Origin of the sequence: Sulfuritalea hydrogenivorans sk43H, from assembly GCF_000828635.1 — a bacterium.
Classification (GTDB): Bacteria; Pseudomonadota; Gammaproteobacteria; order Burkholderiales; family Rhodocyclaceae; genus Sulfuritalea; species Sulfuritalea hydrogenivorans.
On sequence record NZ_AP012547.1, the window covers coordinates 1,182,141 to 1,200,396 of the forward strand.

The 18,256-nt window shown below is 66.7% G+C and carries 22 protein-coding genes; 7 read left to right on the forward strand and 15 right to left on the reverse strand.

What is annotated here, in order from left to right:
- Positions 1-140: 140 nt before the first annotated feature.
- From ylqF to SUTH_RS05715, 7 genes are all read right to left on the reverse strand, one after another.
- Positions 141-1,040 carry a ribosome biogenesis GTPase YlqF gene (gene ylqF / locus SUTH_RS05685; RefSeq protein ID WP_041097758.1) on the reverse strand — a complete coding sequence of 300 codons (900 nt, stop codon included), beginning with the start codon at positions 1,038-1,040 and terminating at the stop codon, positions 141-143.
- Positions 1,041-1,061: 21 nt separating this feature from the next.
- The gene (locus tag SUTH_RS05690; protein ID WP_041097761.1) at positions 1,062-1,292 is read right to left on the reverse strand and encodes an RNA-binding S4 domain-containing protein; all 231 of its coding nucleotides are present in this window, start codon (positions 1,290-1,292) and stop codon (positions 1,062-1,064) included.
- 33 nt (positions 1,293-1,325) lie between these two features.
- Positions 1,326-2,171, reverse strand: coding sequence for an HDOD domain-containing protein (locus SUTH_RS05695; protein WP_041097763.1), 846 nt, complete (start codon positions 2,169-2,171; stop codon positions 1,326-1,328).
- 125 nt (positions 2,172-2,296) lie between these two features.
- The gene (locus tag SUTH_RS05700) at positions 2,297-3,604 is read right to left on the reverse strand and encodes a ferredoxin reductase family protein (RefSeq protein WP_041097765.1); all 1,308 of its coding nucleotides are present in this window, start codon (positions 3,602-3,604) and stop codon (positions 2,297-2,299) included.
- Positions 3,605-3,664: 60 nt separating this feature from the next.
- Positions 3,665-4,333, reverse strand: coding sequence for a PepSY domain-containing protein (locus tag SUTH_RS19855; RefSeq protein ID WP_197539651.1), 669 nt, complete (start codon positions 4,331-4,333; stop codon positions 3,665-3,667).
- A gap of 36 nt (positions 4,334-4,369) precedes the next feature.
- Positions 4,370-4,861 (reverse strand): diheme cytochrome c, encoded by a 492-nt coding sequence (locus SUTH_RS05710; RefSeq protein ID WP_041097769.1) that lies wholly within the window; start codon positions 4,859-4,861, stop codon positions 4,370-4,372.
- A 26-nt stretch (positions 4,862-4,887) separates the two neighbouring features.
- On the reverse strand, positions 4,888-5,310 hold the full coding sequence (locus SUTH_RS05715) for a DUF1924 domain-containing protein (RefSeq protein ID WP_041101771.1): 423 nt from the start codon (positions 5,308-5,310) through the stop codon (positions 4,888-4,890).
- Between the two features lie 139 nt (positions 5,311-5,449).
- On the opposite strand from SUTH_RS05715, the gene SUTH_RS05720 reads away from it, so the two are divergent.
- From SUTH_RS05720 to SUTH_RS05730, 3 genes are read left to right on the forward strand one after another with little or no spacing between them, the layout of a single operon-like run.
- Positions 5,450-5,848 carry a PepSY domain-containing protein gene (locus SUTH_RS05720; RefSeq protein ID WP_041097771.1) on the forward strand — a complete coding sequence of 133 codons (399 nt, stop codon included), beginning with the start codon at positions 5,450-5,452 and terminating at the stop codon, positions 5,846-5,848.
- Entirely contained in the window at positions 5,848-6,510 is a 663-nt protein-coding gene (locus SUTH_RS05725) for a response regulator transcription factor (RefSeq protein ID WP_041097773.1), read from the forward strand. The genes SUTH_RS05720 and SUTH_RS05725 overlap by 1 nt, the downstream gene beginning before the upstream one ends.
- Positions 6,507-7,910: an ATP-binding protein gene (locus SUTH_RS05730; protein ID WP_041097775.1), complete on the forward strand. Its 1,404-nt coding sequence runs from the start codon at positions 6,507-6,509 to the stop codon at positions 7,908-7,910. Before SUTH_RS05725 ends, SUTH_RS05730 begins: the two co-directional genes overlap by 4 nt.
- A 111-nt stretch (positions 7,911-8,021) precedes the next feature.
- Here the strand turns inward: SUTH_RS05730 and SUTH_RS05735 are convergent, their stop codons facing one another.
- Positions 8,022-8,477: a YaiI/YqxD family protein gene (locus tag SUTH_RS05735; RefSeq protein WP_041097776.1), complete on the reverse strand. Its 456-nt coding sequence runs from the start codon at positions 8,475-8,477 to the stop codon at positions 8,022-8,024.
- 30 nt (positions 8,478-8,507) lie between these two features.
- Between SUTH_RS05735 and SUTH_RS05740 the strand changes: the two genes are divergently transcribed.
- On the forward strand, positions 8,508-9,275 hold the full coding sequence (locus SUTH_RS05740) for a hypothetical protein (protein ID WP_041097778.1): 768 nt from the start codon (positions 8,508-8,510) through the stop codon (positions 9,273-9,275).
- A 5-nt stretch (positions 9,276-9,280) separates the two neighbouring features.
- Here the strand turns inward: SUTH_RS05740 and SUTH_RS05745 are convergent, their stop codons facing one another.
- A complete protein-coding gene (locus SUTH_RS05745) occupies positions 9,281-10,225 on the reverse strand; it encodes an ornithine cyclodeaminase family protein (RefSeq protein ID WP_052473295.1) in 945 nt (314 codons plus the stop codon).
- Between the two features lie 95 nt (positions 10,226-10,320).
- On the opposite strand from SUTH_RS05745, the gene SUTH_RS05750 reads away from it, so the two are divergent.
- Positions 10,321-10,572 (forward strand): hypothetical protein, encoded by a 252-nt coding sequence (locus SUTH_RS05750; RefSeq protein ID WP_041097780.1) that lies wholly within the window; start codon positions 10,321-10,323, stop codon positions 10,570-10,572.
- A 35-nt stretch (positions 10,573-10,607) separates the two neighbouring features.
- Here the strand turns inward: SUTH_RS05750 and SUTH_RS05755 are convergent, their stop codons facing one another.
- From SUTH_RS05755 to SUTH_RS05765, 3 genes are all read right to left on the reverse strand, one after another.
- A complete protein-coding gene (locus SUTH_RS05755; protein ID WP_041097782.1) occupies positions 10,608-11,273 on the reverse strand; it encodes an SCO family protein in 666 nt (221 codons plus the stop codon).
- 6 nt (positions 11,274-11,279) lie between these two features.
- Entirely contained in the window at positions 11,280-11,636 is a 357-nt protein-coding gene (locus SUTH_RS05760; protein ID WP_148312858.1) for a hypothetical protein, read from the reverse strand.
- Positions 11,637-11,772: 136 nt separating this feature from the next.
- Entirely contained in the window at positions 11,773-12,657 is an 885-nt protein-coding gene (locus tag SUTH_RS05765; RefSeq protein WP_052473297.1) for an adenylate/guanylate cyclase domain-containing protein, read from the reverse strand.
- Between the two features lie 122 nt (positions 12,658-12,779).
- Here SUTH_RS05765 and SUTH_RS05770 point away from each other — a divergent pair, with 122 nt between their 5' ends.
- Positions 12,780-13,454 carry a hypothetical protein gene (locus tag SUTH_RS05770; protein WP_041097786.1) on the forward strand — a complete coding sequence of 225 codons (675 nt, stop codon included), beginning with the start codon at positions 12,780-12,782 and terminating at the stop codon, positions 13,452-13,454.
- A 16-nt stretch (positions 13,455-13,470) separates the two neighbouring features.
- Complete coding sequence (locus SUTH_RS05775) at positions 13,471-14,502, forward strand: metal-dependent hydrolase (protein WP_084207271.1); 1,032 nt, start codon at positions 13,471-13,473, stop codon at positions 14,500-14,502.
- 47 nt (positions 14,503-14,549) lie between these two features.
- Here SUTH_RS05775 and SUTH_RS05780 read toward each other — a convergent pair whose 3' ends face one another.
- Genes SUTH_RS05780 through SUTH_RS05790 form a run of 3 tightly spaced genes read right to left on the reverse strand, consistent with a single transcriptional unit; the run spans position 14,550 to position 18,246 of the window.
- The gene (locus SUTH_RS05780; RefSeq protein ID WP_041097788.1) at positions 14,550-16,130 is read right to left on the reverse strand and encodes an ABC transporter ATP-binding protein; all 1,581 of its coding nucleotides are present in this window, start codon (positions 16,128-16,130) and stop codon (positions 14,550-14,552) included.
- Between the two features lie 2 nt (positions 16,131-16,132).
- Positions 16,133-17,197, reverse strand: coding sequence for an ABC transporter permease (locus SUTH_RS05785; RefSeq protein ID WP_041097790.1), 1,065 nt, complete (start codon positions 17,195-17,197; stop codon positions 16,133-16,135).
- On the reverse strand, positions 17,194-18,246 hold the full coding sequence (locus SUTH_RS05790) for a microcin C ABC transporter permease YejB (RefSeq protein WP_041097792.1): 1,053 nt from the start codon (positions 18,244-18,246) through the stop codon (positions 17,194-17,196). The genes SUTH_RS05785 and SUTH_RS05790 overlap by 4 nt, the downstream gene beginning before the upstream one ends.
- Positions 18,247-18,256: the final 10 nt, after the last annotated feature.

Here is an 18,256-nt window from a genome sequence, read left to right on the forward strand (position 1 = left end):
AGCTGTCGCTCGCCAGGACTCCAATGTGGCAACGTGAATGTCTCTTGCTGGCCGATTGCAGCCTCCACGCCGGGCACTGATACGAGTACGGAGTTCGCGTTGTCTCGCCGTGTCGCCAGCGCCGACTTTTCTCGGCGCGCTTATTCCGTTGCGGGTGCCTTGGTGGCGACGTCCGCCGCCGCAAGCATCGCGGCGCGGCTTTCCGGAGTTTCCAGGCTGACGCGGCCGAGCTTGCCGGCGCGGTAATCGGTGAGCAGGATCATGCCGGCCTTTTCCAGGTCGAGTTCGCCGCCACGGCGGCCCTTGACGATGCAGCCGCGCTTCTTCGCCACGGCCTCGACCACGCCGACGCCGTCCATGCCTTCGACGGCAATGCCGTAGCGCTCGGCGAGCATGGCGGGGTAGCGTTGCAGCAGCAGGCCGGCCAGGAAAATCGCGACTTCCGAATCGATCACGGCATTGCGGCCGATGGCGTGGCTCGCGGCCAGCATGTAGCCGTCGCTGTCGTGGATGATCTTCGGCCACATCAGGCCCGGCGTATCGGTGATGCTCATGGTCGGGCCGAGGTCGATGCACATCTGCGATTTGGTCACCGCCGGTTCGTCGCCGACGGCGGCGACGCGGCGCTTGAGCAGCGCGTTCATCAGCGTCGACTTGCCGACGTTGGGGATGCCCATGATCAGCATGCGCAGCGGCTTGATGCCGTCGTTGCGATGCGGCGCCAGGCCCTTGCACAAGTTGGGCACGCGCGCGGCCTCGCCCGGCTTCTTGCTCGAAATCGCCACCGCCTTGACGCCGGGCTGGGCGTTGTAATGGTCGAGCCAGGCCTGCGTCACCGCCGGGTCGGCGAGGTCGGCCTTGTTCAAGAGCTTGAGGCAGGGGCGCTGGCGGTGCAGGCGCAGCTCGCGGATCATCGGGTTGCTGCTGGCCTCGGGCAGGCGCGCGTCGCAGACCTCGATCACCACGTCGGTCAGCGCCATGGTCTCGGCCGCCTTCTTGCGGGCCGAGGTCATGTGGCCGGGGAACCACTGTATGGTCATGTGCGTGTCAGTTCGTAAAAATCAGGGCGCGGCGTCGGCGGCGTCGATGCGGATTTCCTCATCCGCCACGCGCACGCTGTTGCCGCGGCGCAGCTTGCGCCGGGTGCGGGTCTCGACTTCGCCATCGACGCTGACGGCGCCCTCCGCGATCAGCGCCTTGGCGGCGCCGCCGGAAGGCGCCAGCGCCAGCAGCTTGAGCAGCACGTTCAGTTCGATGAACTCGCCCTGCAACTGGAAATGGTGGATGGCCACGCAATGCCCCGGAACAAAAATCGCGCGGCAGGATCAGCTGCGCAGGGCGCCGATCAGGGAGGCGACGTCTTCCGCCGACTCCTTCAGGATGCTGCTCAGCATCTCCTGGTCGAGCGATACGTCGAGATCGATTCTGGTTCCTTCGCGCGCATTGCCGGCGAGCTGGGCGAGCGGCGATTCGACGGGGGCCAACTGGCTGGCCAGCAGCAAGGTGTCGCTCAGCGATTTTGGCGGAATCGCCATGTAGCCGTCCCACAAGCCTTCCATGGCTTCCATGACGGCCGTGGGCACGCCCAGTCGTTGCAGTACCGCGCGGCCCACTTCAGCCGCACCGCCCTCGGCCCACGCGATCAGGCTGCCGTCGCCGCCTTCCAGTAGTCCGGGGAAATCTCCGGCGCGGGCGATCAGGTAGAAGCCGCCCACCTCATGAACGATGCCGGCAAAGAAGGCCGTATCCGGGTCCTGGTGCGTCACTCGCCGCGCGATGACGTTCGACAGCGCGGCGACGTGGGCGGTGCGCTCCCAAAGCCGGATCGCCAGCTCGCGATGCTGCGGCGTCTTCGCCATGCCTTCCATCTGCCTCACCACAACGGATGCGGCGAGGACGCGCAGGGTCTTGAAACCGAGCCGCGACACGGCGCTCTTGATATCCGCGATGTTCCGGCCGGAGCGGTTATAGACCACCGAGTTGGCGACCGCGACCACCCGTGCCGCCAGCAGCGGATCGGCTTGCACCAGGCGGGCAAGCTGTTCCACCGAACAGTCGAGGTCGTCCAGTACGCGCTGCACCTTGAGCGCCATTTCCGCCGTGGTGGGGAAGATCACGTCGCCCTTGTGCGCTCCGGCGGCAAGCTGCGCCAATATTTCCTGCACATTCACGGCGTTGGGTTCTCTTGGTAACGAGGGGGGAAGATCAGGCGCGGATTATAGCTCCGGCAGTATTCCCGCCGCGTCGGCATCGACAGTCGGCGCTGGCGGCACGGCGAACAGGCAACGGCGCACAGCTAGCGCATCTCGAAGGCTTCCTGGTGGAAGCGCGGATGCCAGCCCATGGCACGCAGGCCGTGGCGCAGCGACTCGGCCAGGCCGCGCGGGCCGCAGAACCAGATCTCCGCATGCTTCGCGCCGTCGAGCGCTGCCGCTTTCAGGGTCGCGCCCTGGCGTGCGTCGTGGACATGCAGGCGGACGCCCGGAAGCGCGACACACAAGGTTTCCAGGCGCGGAACAAAGGCATCCGTCGTCCGATCGCGGGTGCAGTAGTGCAGGTCCGCAGCGGGCGCTTGTTCCGGCCTGGCCTGCAGCGATTCCAGCCAGGCCAGGAAGGGCGTGACGCCAATGCCGCCGGCGATCCATATCTGTCGGGCCTTCGTGTCGCAGCGGGCAATGTCGAAGCGGCCGTAGGGGCCTTCGACGCGCACCGCCTGCCCGACTTGCAGGCGTCCCGCCAGGCCACTGGTGTAGTCGCCCAGCGCCTTGATCTGGAAGCTGATGGTGCCGTCGCCCCGGTCGGCGCTGGCGATGGTGAAGGGATGCGCGCCCTCCCGCTCCTCGAAGGTGACGAAGGCGAACTGGCCCGGAGAATGGGCGCGCCAGCCTCGTGCCAGGTGGCAGCGCACGGTGGTGATGTCATCCGATGGATGCTCGATGGCGACGATGTTGCCCGTCGCCTCGCGGGCACGGCCGATGCCGCCCAGCAGCGAGCGCAGCGCGCCGTGGGTGCCGGCCGCCAGCAGCAGCGCCAGCAGCGCGCCGGCCGGTTGTGCCCAGTAGTCCCGCGGCGCGAGCAGCGCGGCGTGGAATGCCAGCATCAGGTAGAGCACCGGCATCGCACGATGCAGCAAGCGCCAGGTGCGGTAGGGAAACTTTTTCCAGAGCGTGATGAGCAGCATCGCCAGTACCGCGTAGATCGCCCATTCCCCCATCTCCTCGGCCAGGTCGCGCAGGATTTCGAGGAAGCCGGAGAACTTTTCCTTCGGCAAACGGCCTTCGCGGCCGATCGTCGATTTCAGGATGTCGCTCGCCATCTCGATCAGCCAGTGCGTCGCCGCGAAGGAGACGGCAAGAATGCCGGCCCACTTGTGCGTGCGATAGACGCGATCCATGCCCCCGAGTGGGGTTTCGAGCCAGACCGGGCGCGTGGCGAGAAACATTGCCAGCGACATCATGGCGATCGACAGCAGTCCGCTCAGGTAGAGCGCTTCCTGGCGCGCGATCCACAGGGGATGCGCGCCGGCGGGATGGATGGCATTCATCGCATCCCAGCCCCAGGCGATGCCAACCAGGGCCACCAGTGTTGCGAGTAGAGTTTTCATGGAGATTCGTTCAGGAAATCCGGAAGGCTTGCCAGGCAGTCCGCACGATGCCGAAGCACATCACTTGGTCGCAGGCGCGGGACTCGCGGCTTTTGGCGGCAGATCGTCGCGGCAACGGCGCTCGTTGCAATCGGCGGCATAACGCCGTTGCTTGTCGCTGCCGTCACTGGCCCGCCTGCCGGAGCGCTGGTCGAGCAGTTCACCGGTCTGCGGATTGACGTAGAGCTTGACCCGCTCGCCGTTGCGGTCGATGGCGCGGACCTCGTAGCCGCCGCGCTCGCGTTCGATCTTCTCGATGTTGCGGTAGCCGGCCGCCTCCAGTTTTTCATGGACCTGCGGGATGGTCAGCCATTGCTTCTCGCCTGCCGACGCGGTGCGTCCTTCGCCGGCAAACGACGGGGCCAGCAGGCTGCCGCCCGCCACCAGCGCGCCGATCAGGGCGAATGAGGAAATCGTTGTCGATGGTTTCATTTTGGATACCTCCGGATAGTCGTTGAATTGGAAATCGTGAATCGATGTTGCGCGGCCCTTGCTGAGCCTTCCCTGAAGCCTTTGTTCATCCTTGAAATGCAGTTGATCCGCAGATTTCGCAGATTCGCGCAGATGACTCAACAAGATTAGTGCGCCCGGCTTGTCACCCATCGGGTTGGCGGGCAATTGCCTACAATTCGGCGAACTACCGCGCTTTAATCTGTGAAAATCTGTGTCATCTGCGGAAAATAACTTCATTCGGTGTTCATCACGCTGGGCCGGGACGCTCCGCGATCACTCGTCGTAGTAGCCGAGTGCGGCATCCGCATGGCAGGCCGTGCAGTTGGCCCGGGTGCGGACATCCTTGTGCTTCCACTCCCAGTCGGGCACCTTGCGGTGCTCGCGGATCCATTTGGGCAATTCGGTGATGCGCAGCGGCGCATTCGAGCCGGATACCCCGCGCAGCAGCTTGTCGCTGTAGCGCAGGCCGCCCCTGTCGGCCGCGTTGGCGACCAGGTAGTCGGTGATGATCGCAGCGGTTTTCGGATCGACCGTTGCGTCGTCGCCGAAGTGGTCCTTCAGGTTGGCCATCATGCGTTGCCACGAACCGGCCGGCAGCATCGACGGCGCAAAGGCCAGGTGGCAACTGCCGCACTCTTCCTTGACCACGGGGTTGTTCACCGGCGCGAAGTAATGGCGGCCGCCGGCCTGCGCGCGGCCGAGCACGATCGCCGAGAAGCCGAGAACCAGCAGGCCGAGGGCCAGCGGACGGTAGGGGATGTTCATTGCGGATTCCTTTCCTGTGCGGGATGTCACTGGCCGGACATGAACGTCAGCCAGTCGCCTTTTTCCTGCGCGCTGCATTCGCGACCGAGCACTTCGTTGCAATTGCGCTTGAACCATTTTTCGACCTTCGCCGCGTCGGTGTAGCGCGACGGCGCGGTGGATACGGCCATCGGGTCGATGGCCTTGCCGGCCGGGGTGCGGCCGCCGGCGCGGGTATCCTTGCCGTGACAGGTGGTGCAGGCCGGCGTGTCGGGCTTTCCGCCGCTGAAGTTTTGCGTATGGAGCGTCTTGCCGCGCTCGGCGGAAAACCCGGAAAATGCCGGGTTGGCGGCTTTGACGGCCTTGGCATACTGGGCCAGCTGGTCCTCGCGCGGGCCGGCGATGCCGGCGCCGGAAAACATCAGGGTCAGGGATGCGGCGAGCAGGGCGGCGGTTGATTTCAGTTGCATGGTGTTCTCCTCGGTGGGGGTGCTGTGGGGCGTACTATGCGCGGGACGAACTGAACCGAAAGTGAATCGCCCATTCATCCGGCGTTAAGCTTTTCGAAGCTATAAACAGAACTTGCAGAAACCAGAAAGCCGGAATGCCGTGATCTCGAATCTCCTCTCCTCCCGTCGTTGGCACACGCCATGCCTGTCGCTGTGCGCGGTTCTGCTTGCCTGCGGCAGCGGCGCGAGTGTCGCCGGGGATGGCCACGACCGCGCGCGCCAGGCGCTGGAGGCGGGCGAAGTGCTGCCGCTGCGCGCCATCCTCGACCGGGTCGAGCGCGAATATCCGGGGCAGGTGATCGATGTCGAACTGGAGCGCGAACACGACAACAAGCGCGAGCGCTGGGTCTATGAAGTCAAGGTGCTGCGCTCTGGCGGCACCCTCGTCAAGCTCAAGGTCGATGCACGCGACGGTACGATCCTCGGGCGCAAGGACAAGGGCCGGCATCATGACCAGGGCACCCAGCAAAAAGATTCACCCGGCGGAGACGGACGCTGATGCGCATCCTGATCGTCGAAGACGAACCGACCCTCCAATCGCAGCTCGCCCAAAGCGCCCGCGAGGCGGGCTACGCGGTGGATGTCGCCGGCAACGGCGTGGATGGCCACTTTCAGGGCGATACCGAGCCTTACGATGCGGTGATCCTCGATCTGGGGCTGCCGCAGATGGATGGCGTCACGGTACTCAGGAAATGGCGCGCCGCCGGACGCACGATGCCCGTGCTGATCCTCACCGCGCGCGACGGCTGGCACGAGAAGGTCGCGGGCATCGATGCCGGCGCTGACGACTACCTAACCAAGCCGTTCCACATGGAAGAGCTGCTGGCCCGGTTGCGGGCGCTGATTCGTCGCGCCGGCGGCCATGCCAGTTCCGAACTGGCGTGCGGGCCGCTGACGATCGATCTGCGCAACAGCCGCGCCACGGTGGACGGCCAGGCGCTGACCCTGACCAGCCACGAGTACCGCGTGCTGGCCTACCTGATGCACCATCGCGACGAAGTGATTTCGCGCGCCGACCTCGTCGAACACATCTACGCCCAGGATTTCGACCGCGACTCGAACACGGTCGAGGTCTTCATCGCCCGGCTGCGCAAGAAGCTGCCGCCCGGCCTGATCGAAACCGTGCGCGGCCTCGGCTACCGCCTCGCCACGCCAAAATGATTCCATCCCTGCTGCGCGGCTCGCTGCGCCTGCGCCTGCTTGCAGGCACGCTGTTCTGGATCGCGGCCTCGATTCTGGTGGCCGGCTGGGGCCTGGGCGGCCTGTTCCGCCAGCATGTGGCCGCGCAGTTCCATGCCGAACTGCGCACGCATCTCGACCAGCTGACCGCCCAGCTCGCGCTCGACGAGCAGGGTCGCCCGCAACTGACCCTGCCCCTGAGCGATCCGCGCCTGAGCCGTCCCTACTCGGGCTATTACTGGCAGGTCGATGGCGTGGGCGATGTCGCGGCCAGGGGAGCCGCCGCTGCGGGGTTGCTGCGCTCGCGCTCGCTTTGGGATCACGTGCTGGCGGTGCCGCCGGACACGCCCGCCGACGGCGAAATCCACGAACACTGGGTGGTCGGCCCGGAGGGCAGGATGCTCGGCATGGTCGAACGCAGCGTGCGCATCGACGAAACCGCGGACGGCAAGCCGCGAACATTCCGCCTGATTGCCGCGGCCGATGAAAGCCTGATGTCGGAGCCGGTGCGCCGCTTTAGCGGCGTGCTCTGGGCGGCGCTCGGCGTGCTCGGCGCCGGCCTGGTGATCGCGGCGCTGGTGCAGGTGTTCGTCGGCCTGGCGCCCCTGCGCGCCTTGCGCAGCGCGCTCGGAAAAGTGCGCAGCGGCGAGACGCAACGGCTGGAGGGGGATTTTCCCGCCGAAATCACGCCGCTGATCGAGGAATTCAACAGCGTGCTGGCGCAGAACGCGGAAGTCGTCGAGCGCGCGCGCACGCATGCCGGCAACCTGGCCCACGCGCTGAAGACGCCGCTGAGCGTGCTCGCCAATGCCGCTGATGGCAGGGAACACCAGGGCTCCGAGCTGGCCCGCCTGGTTGCCGACCAGATCGGTGTCGCGCGCACGCAGGTCGATTACCACCTCGCCCGCGCCCAGGCGGCGGCTTCCACGCGCGTCCCGGGTGCAAGGACCGCGCTGCTGCCGGTCGTCGAAGGACTGGTCCGGACCATGCGGCGCATCCATGCCGAACGACGGATCGAGCTCGCCGTTCTGCCGTTTCCGGAGGCCTTGAGTTTTCGCGGCGAAGCGCAGGACCTGCAGGAAATGCTCGGCAACCTGCTCGACAACGCCTGCAAGTGGGCGGTGCGGAGGGTCGAACTAAGTGCCCAGGCCAGCGGCGCCACCTTGACCATAACGATCGATGATGACGGTGCCGGGCTTGCGCCCGAACAGCGCGACCGGGTGATGCGCCGGGGCGTCCGCGCCGACCAGCAGGTGCCCGGATCAGGCCTCGGCCTGGCCATCGTCGACGATCTTGCGCGGCTCTATGGCGGCCGGGTGGAACTGGCCGATTCGCCGCTGGGCGGCTTGCGCGCAGTGCTGACGTTGCCGGCTGTTCAGTAGGGCCGCGATCGCGGAGTCGGCGCTGATGAGACCCCTGGGCAGCAGGGCGGTCGAGCAAAGTACGCTCTCCTCGCCGCTGCGGACGGCGACACGGCGTTTTTCGGCCGTTCGTCAGCCCGGCTTGCGGCGGCTGGCGATGAAGCGATCGAGCTGGTTGGCGAAGCTCTGCCGGTCGGCATGGCTGAATGCCGGCGGCCCGCCGGTTTCCACGCCGCTGCTGCGCAGGCTGTCCATGAAGTTGCGCATGTCCAGCACCTGGCGGATGTTCTCCACGCTGTAGAGCTCGCCGCGCGGGTTCAGGGCGAAGGCGCGCTTCTCGATCACCAGCGCGGCCAGCGGGATGTCTGCGGTGATCACCAGGTCGCCCGCCGTTGCCTGTTCGACGATGTGGCTGTCGGCGACGTCGAAGCCTTGCGGCACCTGCACGGCGCGAATGAAGGGCGAGGGCGGCACGCGCAGCCACTGGTTGGCGACCAGGGTCACCGACAGCGAATGCCGGGTGGCGGCGCGGTAGAGGATTTCCTTGATGACGCCGGGGCAGGCGTCGGCATCGACCCAGATCTGCATAATGACGGTTTCGAGTGACAGGATTCCATTATGAACGACGGCAGCATCGAAGCCTTTTCGCTTCCCGCTGACGGGCTCGCAAGCCTTGCCACGCCCGAAGTGCAACGCCTCGCCGCGCGCATGGCGCAGGATGCCTTCACCCGCATCTTCCGCCTGACGCTGGAAGGCGACGAAGCCGCCTTGCAGGCTGCCGTGGAGGAGATCGAACGGCTGTCGCGCAACTGGGCGCGCGCCGCAAGCGATGAAGATTCCCGCGCCCTGCGCCAGGCCTTGCTGGTGAGCGGCATCGACCAGTGGGGGCTGGCCTGGTGCCAGGCTTTCGGGCTGACGGCGATTCCCGCCGTCAGCGCCTTGCTCGGCGCCCTGCGCAACGACCTCGATGCGGCGGCGGATGCGCGTTTCCAGCAGCAGTTCGCCGCGATCGAAAAGATCGAGAGCGACGCCGTCGATTTCAAGATGGAACTGCGGCGCAACATCCACATGGCCCTGTGGCACGCCATGGTCGCCTGCGAGGAACGCGGCGAGGCACTGGCGATACTCGCCGCGCTGGGCGGCATGCTGGCGGCGCTGACGACGCACATGCCGACACTGGGCTGGCGGCTGGTGGCGGATGCCCTGGCCAGCATCCAGTTGCGCTGCCTCGCCGAGGCCGCGGCCAGCACGGAGCTGGCGCGCGAAACCAACGCGGCGCTGTTCACCGCCCTGCGTCAAAACCTGCCGCGCGAAATCTCCGAGCCGATGTTCGCCCACGCCAATCAGGCGGTGATCGCCTGGCAGCAGTCACGGCGGATGCATTAAGCGCGCTAACCATTCCGTCCGGTGACGGATTCATACACCAGTTGCGCGGCGACGGCATCCTCGACGGCCTGGCCGAGCGCCTTGAAGATGACCGTGGTTTCCGGCGGCACCGCGACCTTGCCCGCCAGCACCTCGCCGATTTCGCAACGCACCCTGGCGCCGGAGAGAATCACGTCGCCCGATTCTGTTTCGGCGGCGGCACGGTGGTCGGCAATGACGTAGTTGCCCATGGCCTCGTCGTCCAGTTCGCGCCAGCCGGGGCGCGGTGCGCCCACCGCGTGCACCAGCGCACCGGGCTTGAGCCAGCGGCCCATCAGCACCGGCGTGCTGGCGTTGGTGACGGTGACGATGATATCGGCATTGCGCACGGCGGCCTCCGCATCGGCGCAGGCGATGCCGTCGATGTCCGCCGCGCAGCGCTCGGCGTTGGCGCGGGTCGGGCTCCAGACGCGGATGGCGCGGATCGGAACCACCTTGCGCAGCGCCAGCGCATGGCTGCGGGCCAGCGCGCCGGAACCGAGGATCGCGAGGTGCTTGGGCCGCTGGTCGCACAGCGCCCGGGTTGCCACCGCCGAGACGGCGGCGGTGCGCAGTTCGGTCAGCCAGGTGGCGTCCATCACCGCCAGCGGGTTGCCGGTTTGCGGGTCGAGCAGCAGCAGCGTCGCGATCATGGTCGGCAGTCCGCGCGCGGCGTTGTCCGGCACCTGGGTGATCAGCTTGGTGGCCAGCGCCCCGGCGGCAAGCGCCGGCTTGACGAAGAGCAGGCTGCCGGGAGCGGGCAGCTCCATCACGGTGCGCATGGGCTGGACCACGCGGCCGGCCGAAAGGTCGATCAGCGCCTGTTCGATGGCCGGCAGCAGGGCATCGAGCGAGAGGTGCCGGCGCACGGTGTCGTTGTCCAGCAGCAGGGGGAGCTTGCTTGCGACGTTTGCGATTGGCGGGCGAGTCATGGCGGTGGCAAGCTTTTTACGGGATGCACCATCCTACCCCGTCGCGGCCGGATGCATTAGGATGCGCGTCTGGACACCCGAAGGCGGAGAACGATATGAAGAAGCTGTCACTTGAACTGCATGCGGAGCTCGAAATCCCGGACGATTGGGAACTGGTCGAGCATCCTGCCGGAATCTACGTGCTCAAGGTCGGCGACCGCTTTGTCGACTTCGACATCACGCCGCTGGTGACCGCATCCGAGGCGCCCGATGCCACCTGGAGCGACGAAGACGAGAAGTTCACCGACGACATCCTCGACATGGTGACCGGGCTCGATTCGAAGATGGAAATTACCTATTTGCAATAATCGTGCAGTAATCGCAATCGCCGTGGGCAGGCCGCTCAGCGCAAGGGCGCGTTGCCGCGCCTGACGGTGCCTGGCCGCGACTGATCCGCATCCATCATGCCGCGGATGCGCGCGGCGATTTCCCGGGCCGGTGCGGTCATGGAGAACTTGGTGACGAAGCGGCCGTCGCCGTCCAGCAGGTACATTCCGGTCGAGTGGTCCATGGTGTAGATGTCCGCCGGAGCGCCGGGTTCCCGTACTTTTTCGTAGCGCACGCGGAAGCTTTCCGCCGCCCGCTGCAGTAGTTCCGGCGTACCCCGCAAGCCGACAATCGCCGGGTGGAAGGCGGCCGTGTATTCCTGCAGCAGGGCCGCCGTGTCGCGCTCCGGGTCGACCGTGATGAACAGCGGCTGCAGGCGCTCCGCCTGGTCGCCCAGCGCCTCCAGAATATTCCTGAAGCCGAGCAGCGTGGTCGGGCAGACGTCCGGGCAGGAGGTGAAGCCGAAGGTGACGAGCTGGAAGCGGCCGCGAAAGCTCTCATGCGTGACCACCCGGCCGCGCGGGTCTTTGAGCAGGTAGCGCGGCGCCAGGTCGACGATCGCGGCAGCCGGCTCCTCGGAATGCGTCGGCAGCGCCGGGGCGGTCTGGCCGAAGGCGGGAAGGACACAGCACAGCGCCAGGCACAGGGCGGAGCGCGCCGGGACGCGCAAGCGGTTTCGCACTTTCGCTTACTTCGCCACGGGTTGGGCTGCGGGCAATGCCGTCCTGAGTCGCTGCGCGACCTCGTCGATCCTGCCGGCGAGGCTCCTTGCATCGGGGCAGGCGACGGCGGACCGGGTCTGGGTCAGGTAGCCCTCCTGCGTCGCTTCCTCATACGCCGTGCCGAAGCGCTGCGTCTTGGGCGCATGGGCCAGCATCAGTACCTTGGCATGGGCGGCGGCATCCTTTTCGGCACAGGCCAGCGCCTGTCCGTTCAGGGTGCCGAGCTGCCTGACGGCGGCCAGGCCGGCTTCAAGGTCTTCGGCGCTGGCCGGCAGTGCAGCCGCGAGGCTCAGCAGGATGATCAAACGTATCGATTGTTTCAAGGTTCTTCCCTCTTGGTTCGGCGATCCGATGGATTCCGGAAAGCCGCGATTTTAACGTGAAGCACCGTGTTCGAAGTCCCCGGCAACGGACGCGCGCAGCGCGCCGACTGGTCAGAAAGCCATCGGCAGCACTGCGCTAACGCTCGACTTCGATCAGCACCTGCTGGTCGCCGCTGGCATCCACGGCGGCGCCCAGTCCCACCCGCACTCGCCCGGCGAGCACCAGCTCTTCGCGACGCAGCAGCAGTTCCTGGCCGTTCTGCAGCCGGACGAAGGTGCCGTTGCTGGACTGGTCGGCAATGATGATCTTTTCCTGGCGCAGCATGACGCTCGCGTGGTGGCGCGAGGCCGTCGCCGCGGTGACCACCACCGTGCTTTTCGCATCGCGGCCGATGGTCGCCTCGGGATGCCGTTCATCGACCTTCCACACCTTGCCCTGGTAGGAGATTCTGGCGTCCCTGGAGGGCGCCTCGTCGACGGTGAAGTGGTCCGGCAGGATCGTGGTCTGCCCCTGGTCCTGCTGCCACAGGGCTTCGATGATGGTGACCTTGCCCTTGCGCCCCTTGACGGCCGTCGAGTAAAGCTTGCGGCAGGTGGCTTGCAGGTAGGAAGGCAGCGCTTCGTAGGTTTCGCGCGAGGTCAGGATCTGGTCGGGCGAGGCCAGTGTCGTGAGGCGCGACGCGAGGTTCACCGTGTCGCCGAAGTAGTCGCCATCGGTTTCGATCACCGACCCCAGGTGGAAGCCTATCCTGAGCCGGATGCCGGCCTTGCCGCCGACGGTCTTCTCGAAGGTGGATTGCATCGCGTTGGCCGCCAGGATGGCCTGGGTTGCGGAGTCGAAGGCCGCCATCAGCTCGTCGCCGATGGTCTTGATCACCTGCCCGCCGTGGGCGACGGTCACCGCCTTCAGGCAGTCGAGGCAGTTGACCACGGCCTGCAGCGCCACGGTATCGCCGCTTTGCTCGTAAAGCCCGGTGCTGCCGGCAATGTCTGCGAAGAGAATGGCGCGCTGGTGTTCCATCGGTTTCGGAAAATTGCAGGACTCGTCAATGGGCAATTGTAGGGCTGCCGCGGGGAGAATGCCATCGATGCGCGTCGTGGCGCATCCGGCCCCGGCCGGCAGCGGCGCATAATTGCGCCATCATGGATCAGTCGCAAAAGCTCACGCCGCGCGCCGCCCTTGTGGTCGGGCTGATATTCGTCGCATCGGGAATTTTCCCGATGCTGGCGGCCTTCGACATCGGGCCGCTGAGCCAGGAGGACATCAACGGTCCGCCGTGGCTGGGCTTTGTCGCCGGCGGGGTGTTTGCCAGCGCCGGCCTGGGTGTGATGGCCGGGCCGCGCTCGTCCATGGCGGCCAATCTGTTCGGCCTGCTGTCCCTGGCCGGCCTGGCGATGATCGGCAACTGGATCGCCTTCGGCGCTGGCGAGCGCGTCTGTTCCGGCAGCATTTCGCTGCCCTTGATGTGGACCGAAACTGATTTCTCGGGACTGGGTTGCCGCATTCCCTTTGGCCTGGGCGCGCTGATCACCGATGCCTTTCTCTGCTACCTGATCGTGTCGATGGCGCAGAAGGCGCTGGGCGGGCCACCCCGCCTGGCGCGGCTGCTCAAGGCCGCCGAATGGCTGATCGTGGCCAGCATTTCCCCCTTCATCCTGCTGCTGGCGGTCATCGGCATCGGCAGCGCGGTTGTCGGCGCGCTGAAGACCCGCTGGACCACCGGCGCCTGGCCGCAGAACGAGGCATTCATTGCAAGGCAGAAGGCGAAGGGCTTGTTGGGGCGCTTCGCCAGGAAGCCGCCTGCCGAAACGAAATAGGCACTACCATTCGCGTATGGATATTGTTACTCACGCCGTGATGGGCGCGGCGCTGGCGGCGGGCGTGGCCTCGCTGCGGAACACAGGCGAGGAGTCGGCGCTGGCGGTACGGCGACGGGCAGCCGCGATCGGCGCCGCGGCGGGTTTGCTGCCCGATGCCGATGCGCTGATCCAGAGCGGCGGCGACGCGCTGCTGGTGCTCGACTATCACCGCCACTTCACCCACGCCCTGGCCTTCGTGCCCTTCGGCGCGCTGCTGGCCGCGGCCTTGCTGTGGCCCCTGCTGCGGCGGCGCATGAGCTTCGCCACGCTCTACCTGTGCAGCCTTGCCGGCTACCTGCCGCATCCGCTGCTGGATGCCTGCACCAGCTACGGCACGCACCTCTGGCTGCCGTTCTCGGAGCGCAGGGAAGCCTGGAACCTGATTGCCGTGGTCGATCCGGTGTTCACGCTGCTCCTGGCGGTGCCGCTGTTCCTCTTCCTGCGCCGGCCGGACTCGAAGGCCGTGCGCTGGGGCCTGCTGCTCGGGCTGGCCTATTTCGGTATCGGCTTCATGCAGCAGCAGCGCGCGGAAACGGCGGCGGTTGCGCTGGCGACGTCGCGCGGTCACCAGGCGACGAAGCTTTCGGCCAAGCCGTCGATGGCCAACCTGGTGCTGTGGCGCTCGCTGTATGTGCATGAGGGGCGGGTGCATGCCGATGCGTTTCACCTGGGCTTCTGGACGCGCCACTATCCCGGCAATTCTGCGGCGCTGCTCGATGCGGCGGCGGCGCGGAAGATCGCCGCGGGCGATGCGAAACGGCTGCGCGACATCGAGCGCTTCCGGGTGTTTTCCGACGGCTTCATCGTGCCGGATCGCATCCGGCCGGGCTTTGTCGGCGACGCGCGCTATGCCATGCTGCCGACGGCGATCGCGCCGATCTGGGGCCTCGAATGGCGCGGACCGGGGGCGGCGACGGAGTTTGTCAGCCGTCACGATTTTTCGCCCGCGATGCGCCACGACTTTTGGGTCATGCTGCTGGGCCGCGACATTTCCCACTTGCGCTGACACCCGCCTCCGCCCTCCCGGAAGGGACGGGCAACAGACAGGATCGCTCAGTCGAGCCGCGCGGCGGCGAGGAGTTCGCGGGTATAGGCCTGGGTCGGCGCGGTGAGCACGGTTTCCGTGTCGCCACTTTCGACGATGCGTCCCGCCTGCATGACCATGACCCGGTGGGCCAGGGCGCGGATCACCGCCAGGTCGTGGCTGATGAAGAGATAGCTAAGGCCGTGGCGCAACTGGAGATCCACCAGCAGGCGCAGCACCTGCTGCTGCACCGAGGCGTCCAGCGCGCTGGTGGGTTCATCCAGCACGATCAGTTCCGGTTCGAGGATCACGGCGCGGGCGATGGCGATGCGCTGCCGCTGGCCGCCGGAGAATTCGTGGGGATAGCGGCCCAGCATGGACTCGTCGAGACCGACGTCGTGCAGGGTGGCGACGATGCGTTCGCGGCGGGCCGCGGCGTCGAGCTGCGGCCAGTGCAGGGCCAGGCCTTCGCCGATGATCTGTTCGATGGTGTAGCGCGGCGAGAGCGAGGAGTAGGGGTCCTGGAACACCACCTGCATGCGCCGGCGCCGGGCGCGCAGGGCCTTGCCGTCGAGTGTGTCGATGCGTTCGCCGCCGAGCTCGATGCGGCCGGTGCCCGCGTTCAGGCGCAGCAGGGCGAGGCCCAGGGTGGTCTTGCCGGAGCCCGATTCGCCGACGATGCCGAGGGTCTCGCCGCGCCGTAGCGTCAGCGCCGACTTTTCCACGGCATGGAACCAGTCGCGGCCGAACCAGCCGCGCTTGACCGGATAGCGGCAGGCGATGTCTTCGCCCTTGAGCAGCACCGGGGCCTCGGTTGGCGGCGCCGGCGGCGCGATGCGCTGGGGCCGGGCGGCGAGCAGCTGCTGCGTGTACGCGTGGCGCGGCGCGGCGAAGAGCTCGGCGGTGGCGGCGGTTTCCACCAGCCTGCCGGCCTGCATGACGCCGACCCGGTCGGCGAAGCGGCGCACCAGATTGAGGTCGTGCGTGATCAGCAGCACGGCCATGCCGAACTCGGCCTGCAATTCGGCGAGCAGGGCGAGGATTTGTGCCTGCACGGTGACGTCGAGCGCCGTGGTCGGCTCGTCGGCGATCAGCAGCTTGGGCCGGCAGGCCAGCGCCATGGCGATCATCGCCCGCTGCCGCTGGCCACCGGAAAGCTGATGGGGGAAGGCGGCGAAGCGTCGTTCCGGTTCCGGCAGGCCGGTGCGGGCCAGCAGTTCGATGGCCCGCCGGTTGGCCTCCCGGCGGCTCAGGGCTTCGTGCAGCTCCAGGGTCTCGACAATCTGGTTGCCCACGGTGTAGAGCGGGTTCAGGGCCGTCATCGGTTCCTGGAAGATCATCGCCGCTTCGCGCCCGCGCAGGCCCAGCATTTGCGATTCCTTCCAGGCCAGCAGGTTGTCGCGGCCCTCCCAGAGGATTTCGCCGCGGTATGCCGCACCCTGGTTCAGGCGCAGCACCGAGAGGGCGGTGACGGTCTTGCCCGAACCCGACTCGCCGACCAGGGCGAATTTCTCGCCGGCGGCGATGTCGAGGGAAACTTCGTCCACCACCGTCGATTCATCGAAGGCGACGGAGAGTGCGCGGATGGAGAGCAGGGGCGTGGTGCTCATGTTCAACCCTTGCGTGTGTCGAGGGCGGCGCGCAGGCCCTCGCCGATGAAGATCAGCAGCATCAGGGTGCCGACGAGGACGCCGAAGGTGGTGAGCGAAATCCACCAGGCATCGAGGTTGTTCTTGCCCTGCGACAGCAGTTCGCCGAGGCTGGGCGTGGTCGGCGGCACGCCGAGGCCGAGGAAGTCGAGGCTGGTGAGGGCGAGGATGGCGCCGCTCATGCGGAAGGGCAGGAAGGCGATCACCGGCGTCAGGCTGTTGGGCAGCAGGTGGCGCCACATGATCTGGCTGTTGGAAAGGCCCATGGCGCGGGCGGCGAGGGCGTATTCGAGATTGCGGTTGCGCAGGAATTCGGCGCGTACGTAGTCCGACAGCCCCATCCAGCCGAAGAGGGAGAGCAGGACGAGGATGACGAGGATGCCCGGTTCGAACAGGGAGGCGAAGATGATCAGCAGGTAGAGCTCGGGCATCGAGCCCCATATCTCGATCAGACGCTGGCCCCAGAGGTCCACCTTGCCGCCGAGGTAGCCTTGCAGCGCGCCGGTGAGGACGCCCAGCGCCATGCCGATCGCGGTCAGCGCCAGACCGAAGAGCACGGAGATGCGGAAGCCGTAGATCAGGCGGGCGAGGATGTCGCGGCCCCGGTCGTCGGTGCCGAGCAGGTTTTCGCCGGACGGTGCCGCCGGATTGGGGCTGGGGGCGAAGTAGTTGAGGCTGTCGAAACGGTAGCGGTTGGGCGGGTAGATGGCCCAGTTGTCGCCGGCGGTGATGCGCTCGGCGATGAAGGGGTCCAGGTAGTCGGTGGGCGTGACGAAGTCGCCGCCGAAGGTGGCTTCCGGGTAGGTCTTGAACAGGGGGAAATAGGTCTGGCCCTCGTAGCGGACGATGATGGGTTTGTCGTTGGAGAGGATTTCGGCGAACAGGCTGAGGCCGAAGAGCACGGCCAGTATCCACAGGCTCCAGTAGCCGCGACGATCCGCTTTGAAGCGCAGCCAGGCACGCCGCGAGGGGGAGAGGGAGCGGGAGAGCGCGCGGGCTTCCACCGCCGGGTTCATGTCGACGCTCACGACGACGAACTCCCGAACTGCATGCGCGGATCGACCAGCACGTAGCAAAGGTCGGTGATCAGCTTGGTGACCAGGCCGATCAGGGTGAACAGATACAGCGTGCCCATGACGACGGGGTAGTCGCGCTTGATTACCGATTCGTAGGAAAGCAGGCCGAGGCCATCGAGGGAAAACAGGGTTTCGATCAGCAGGCTGCCGGTGAAGAAGGCGCCGATGAAGGCGGCGGGGAAGCCGGTCACCAGCGGGATCATGGCGTTGCGGAAGATGTGTTTGTAGAGTACGCGGCGTTCGGAGCATCCCTTGGCGCGGGCCGTCAGCACGTACTGCTTGCGGATTTCCTCGAGAAAGGTGTTCTTGGTCAGCATCGTCGTCACGGCAAAGCCGCCGACCACCGAGGCCAGGATGGGCAAGGTGATGTGCCAGAGGTAATCGGTGAGCTTGCCCAGCAGGGAAAGTTGCTCCCAGTTGTCGGAGGTCAGGCCGCGCAGCGGGAAGAGTTGAAGGAAGCTGCCACCGCCGAAGAGCACCAGCAGGGCGACGCCGAGGACGAAGCCGGGGATCGCGTAGCCGACGAGGACCAGGGTGCTGGTGGCGAGGTCGAAGGCCGATCCATGGCGCACGGCCTTGGCGACGCCGAGCGGTATCGAAACGAGGTAGGTGAGGAAGAAGGTCCACAGGCCAAGGCTGATGGAGACCGGCAGTTTTGACTTGATCAGCGTCCATACGTCCTGATGCTGGAAGTAGCTGGTGCCGAGGTCGAAGCGGGCGAAGCGGCCGAGCATGTCGATGAAGCGCTCGTGAGCCGGCTTGTCGAAGCCGTAGAGGGCCTTGATCTCGGCCAGCTTTTCGGCGTCGACGCCCCGATTGCCGCGATAGACGTTGGCCGTCGAGGCCGCTACTTCCTCGCCGCCGGCAGGGCCTTTGAGGAACTGCACCATCTGGTCCACCGGGCCGCCGGGAACGAACTGGATCACCGTGAAGGTGAGCAGCAGGACGCCGAACAGGGTCGGGATCATCAGCAGCAGGCGTTTGGCAATGTACTGGAGCATGCTCGGTCCC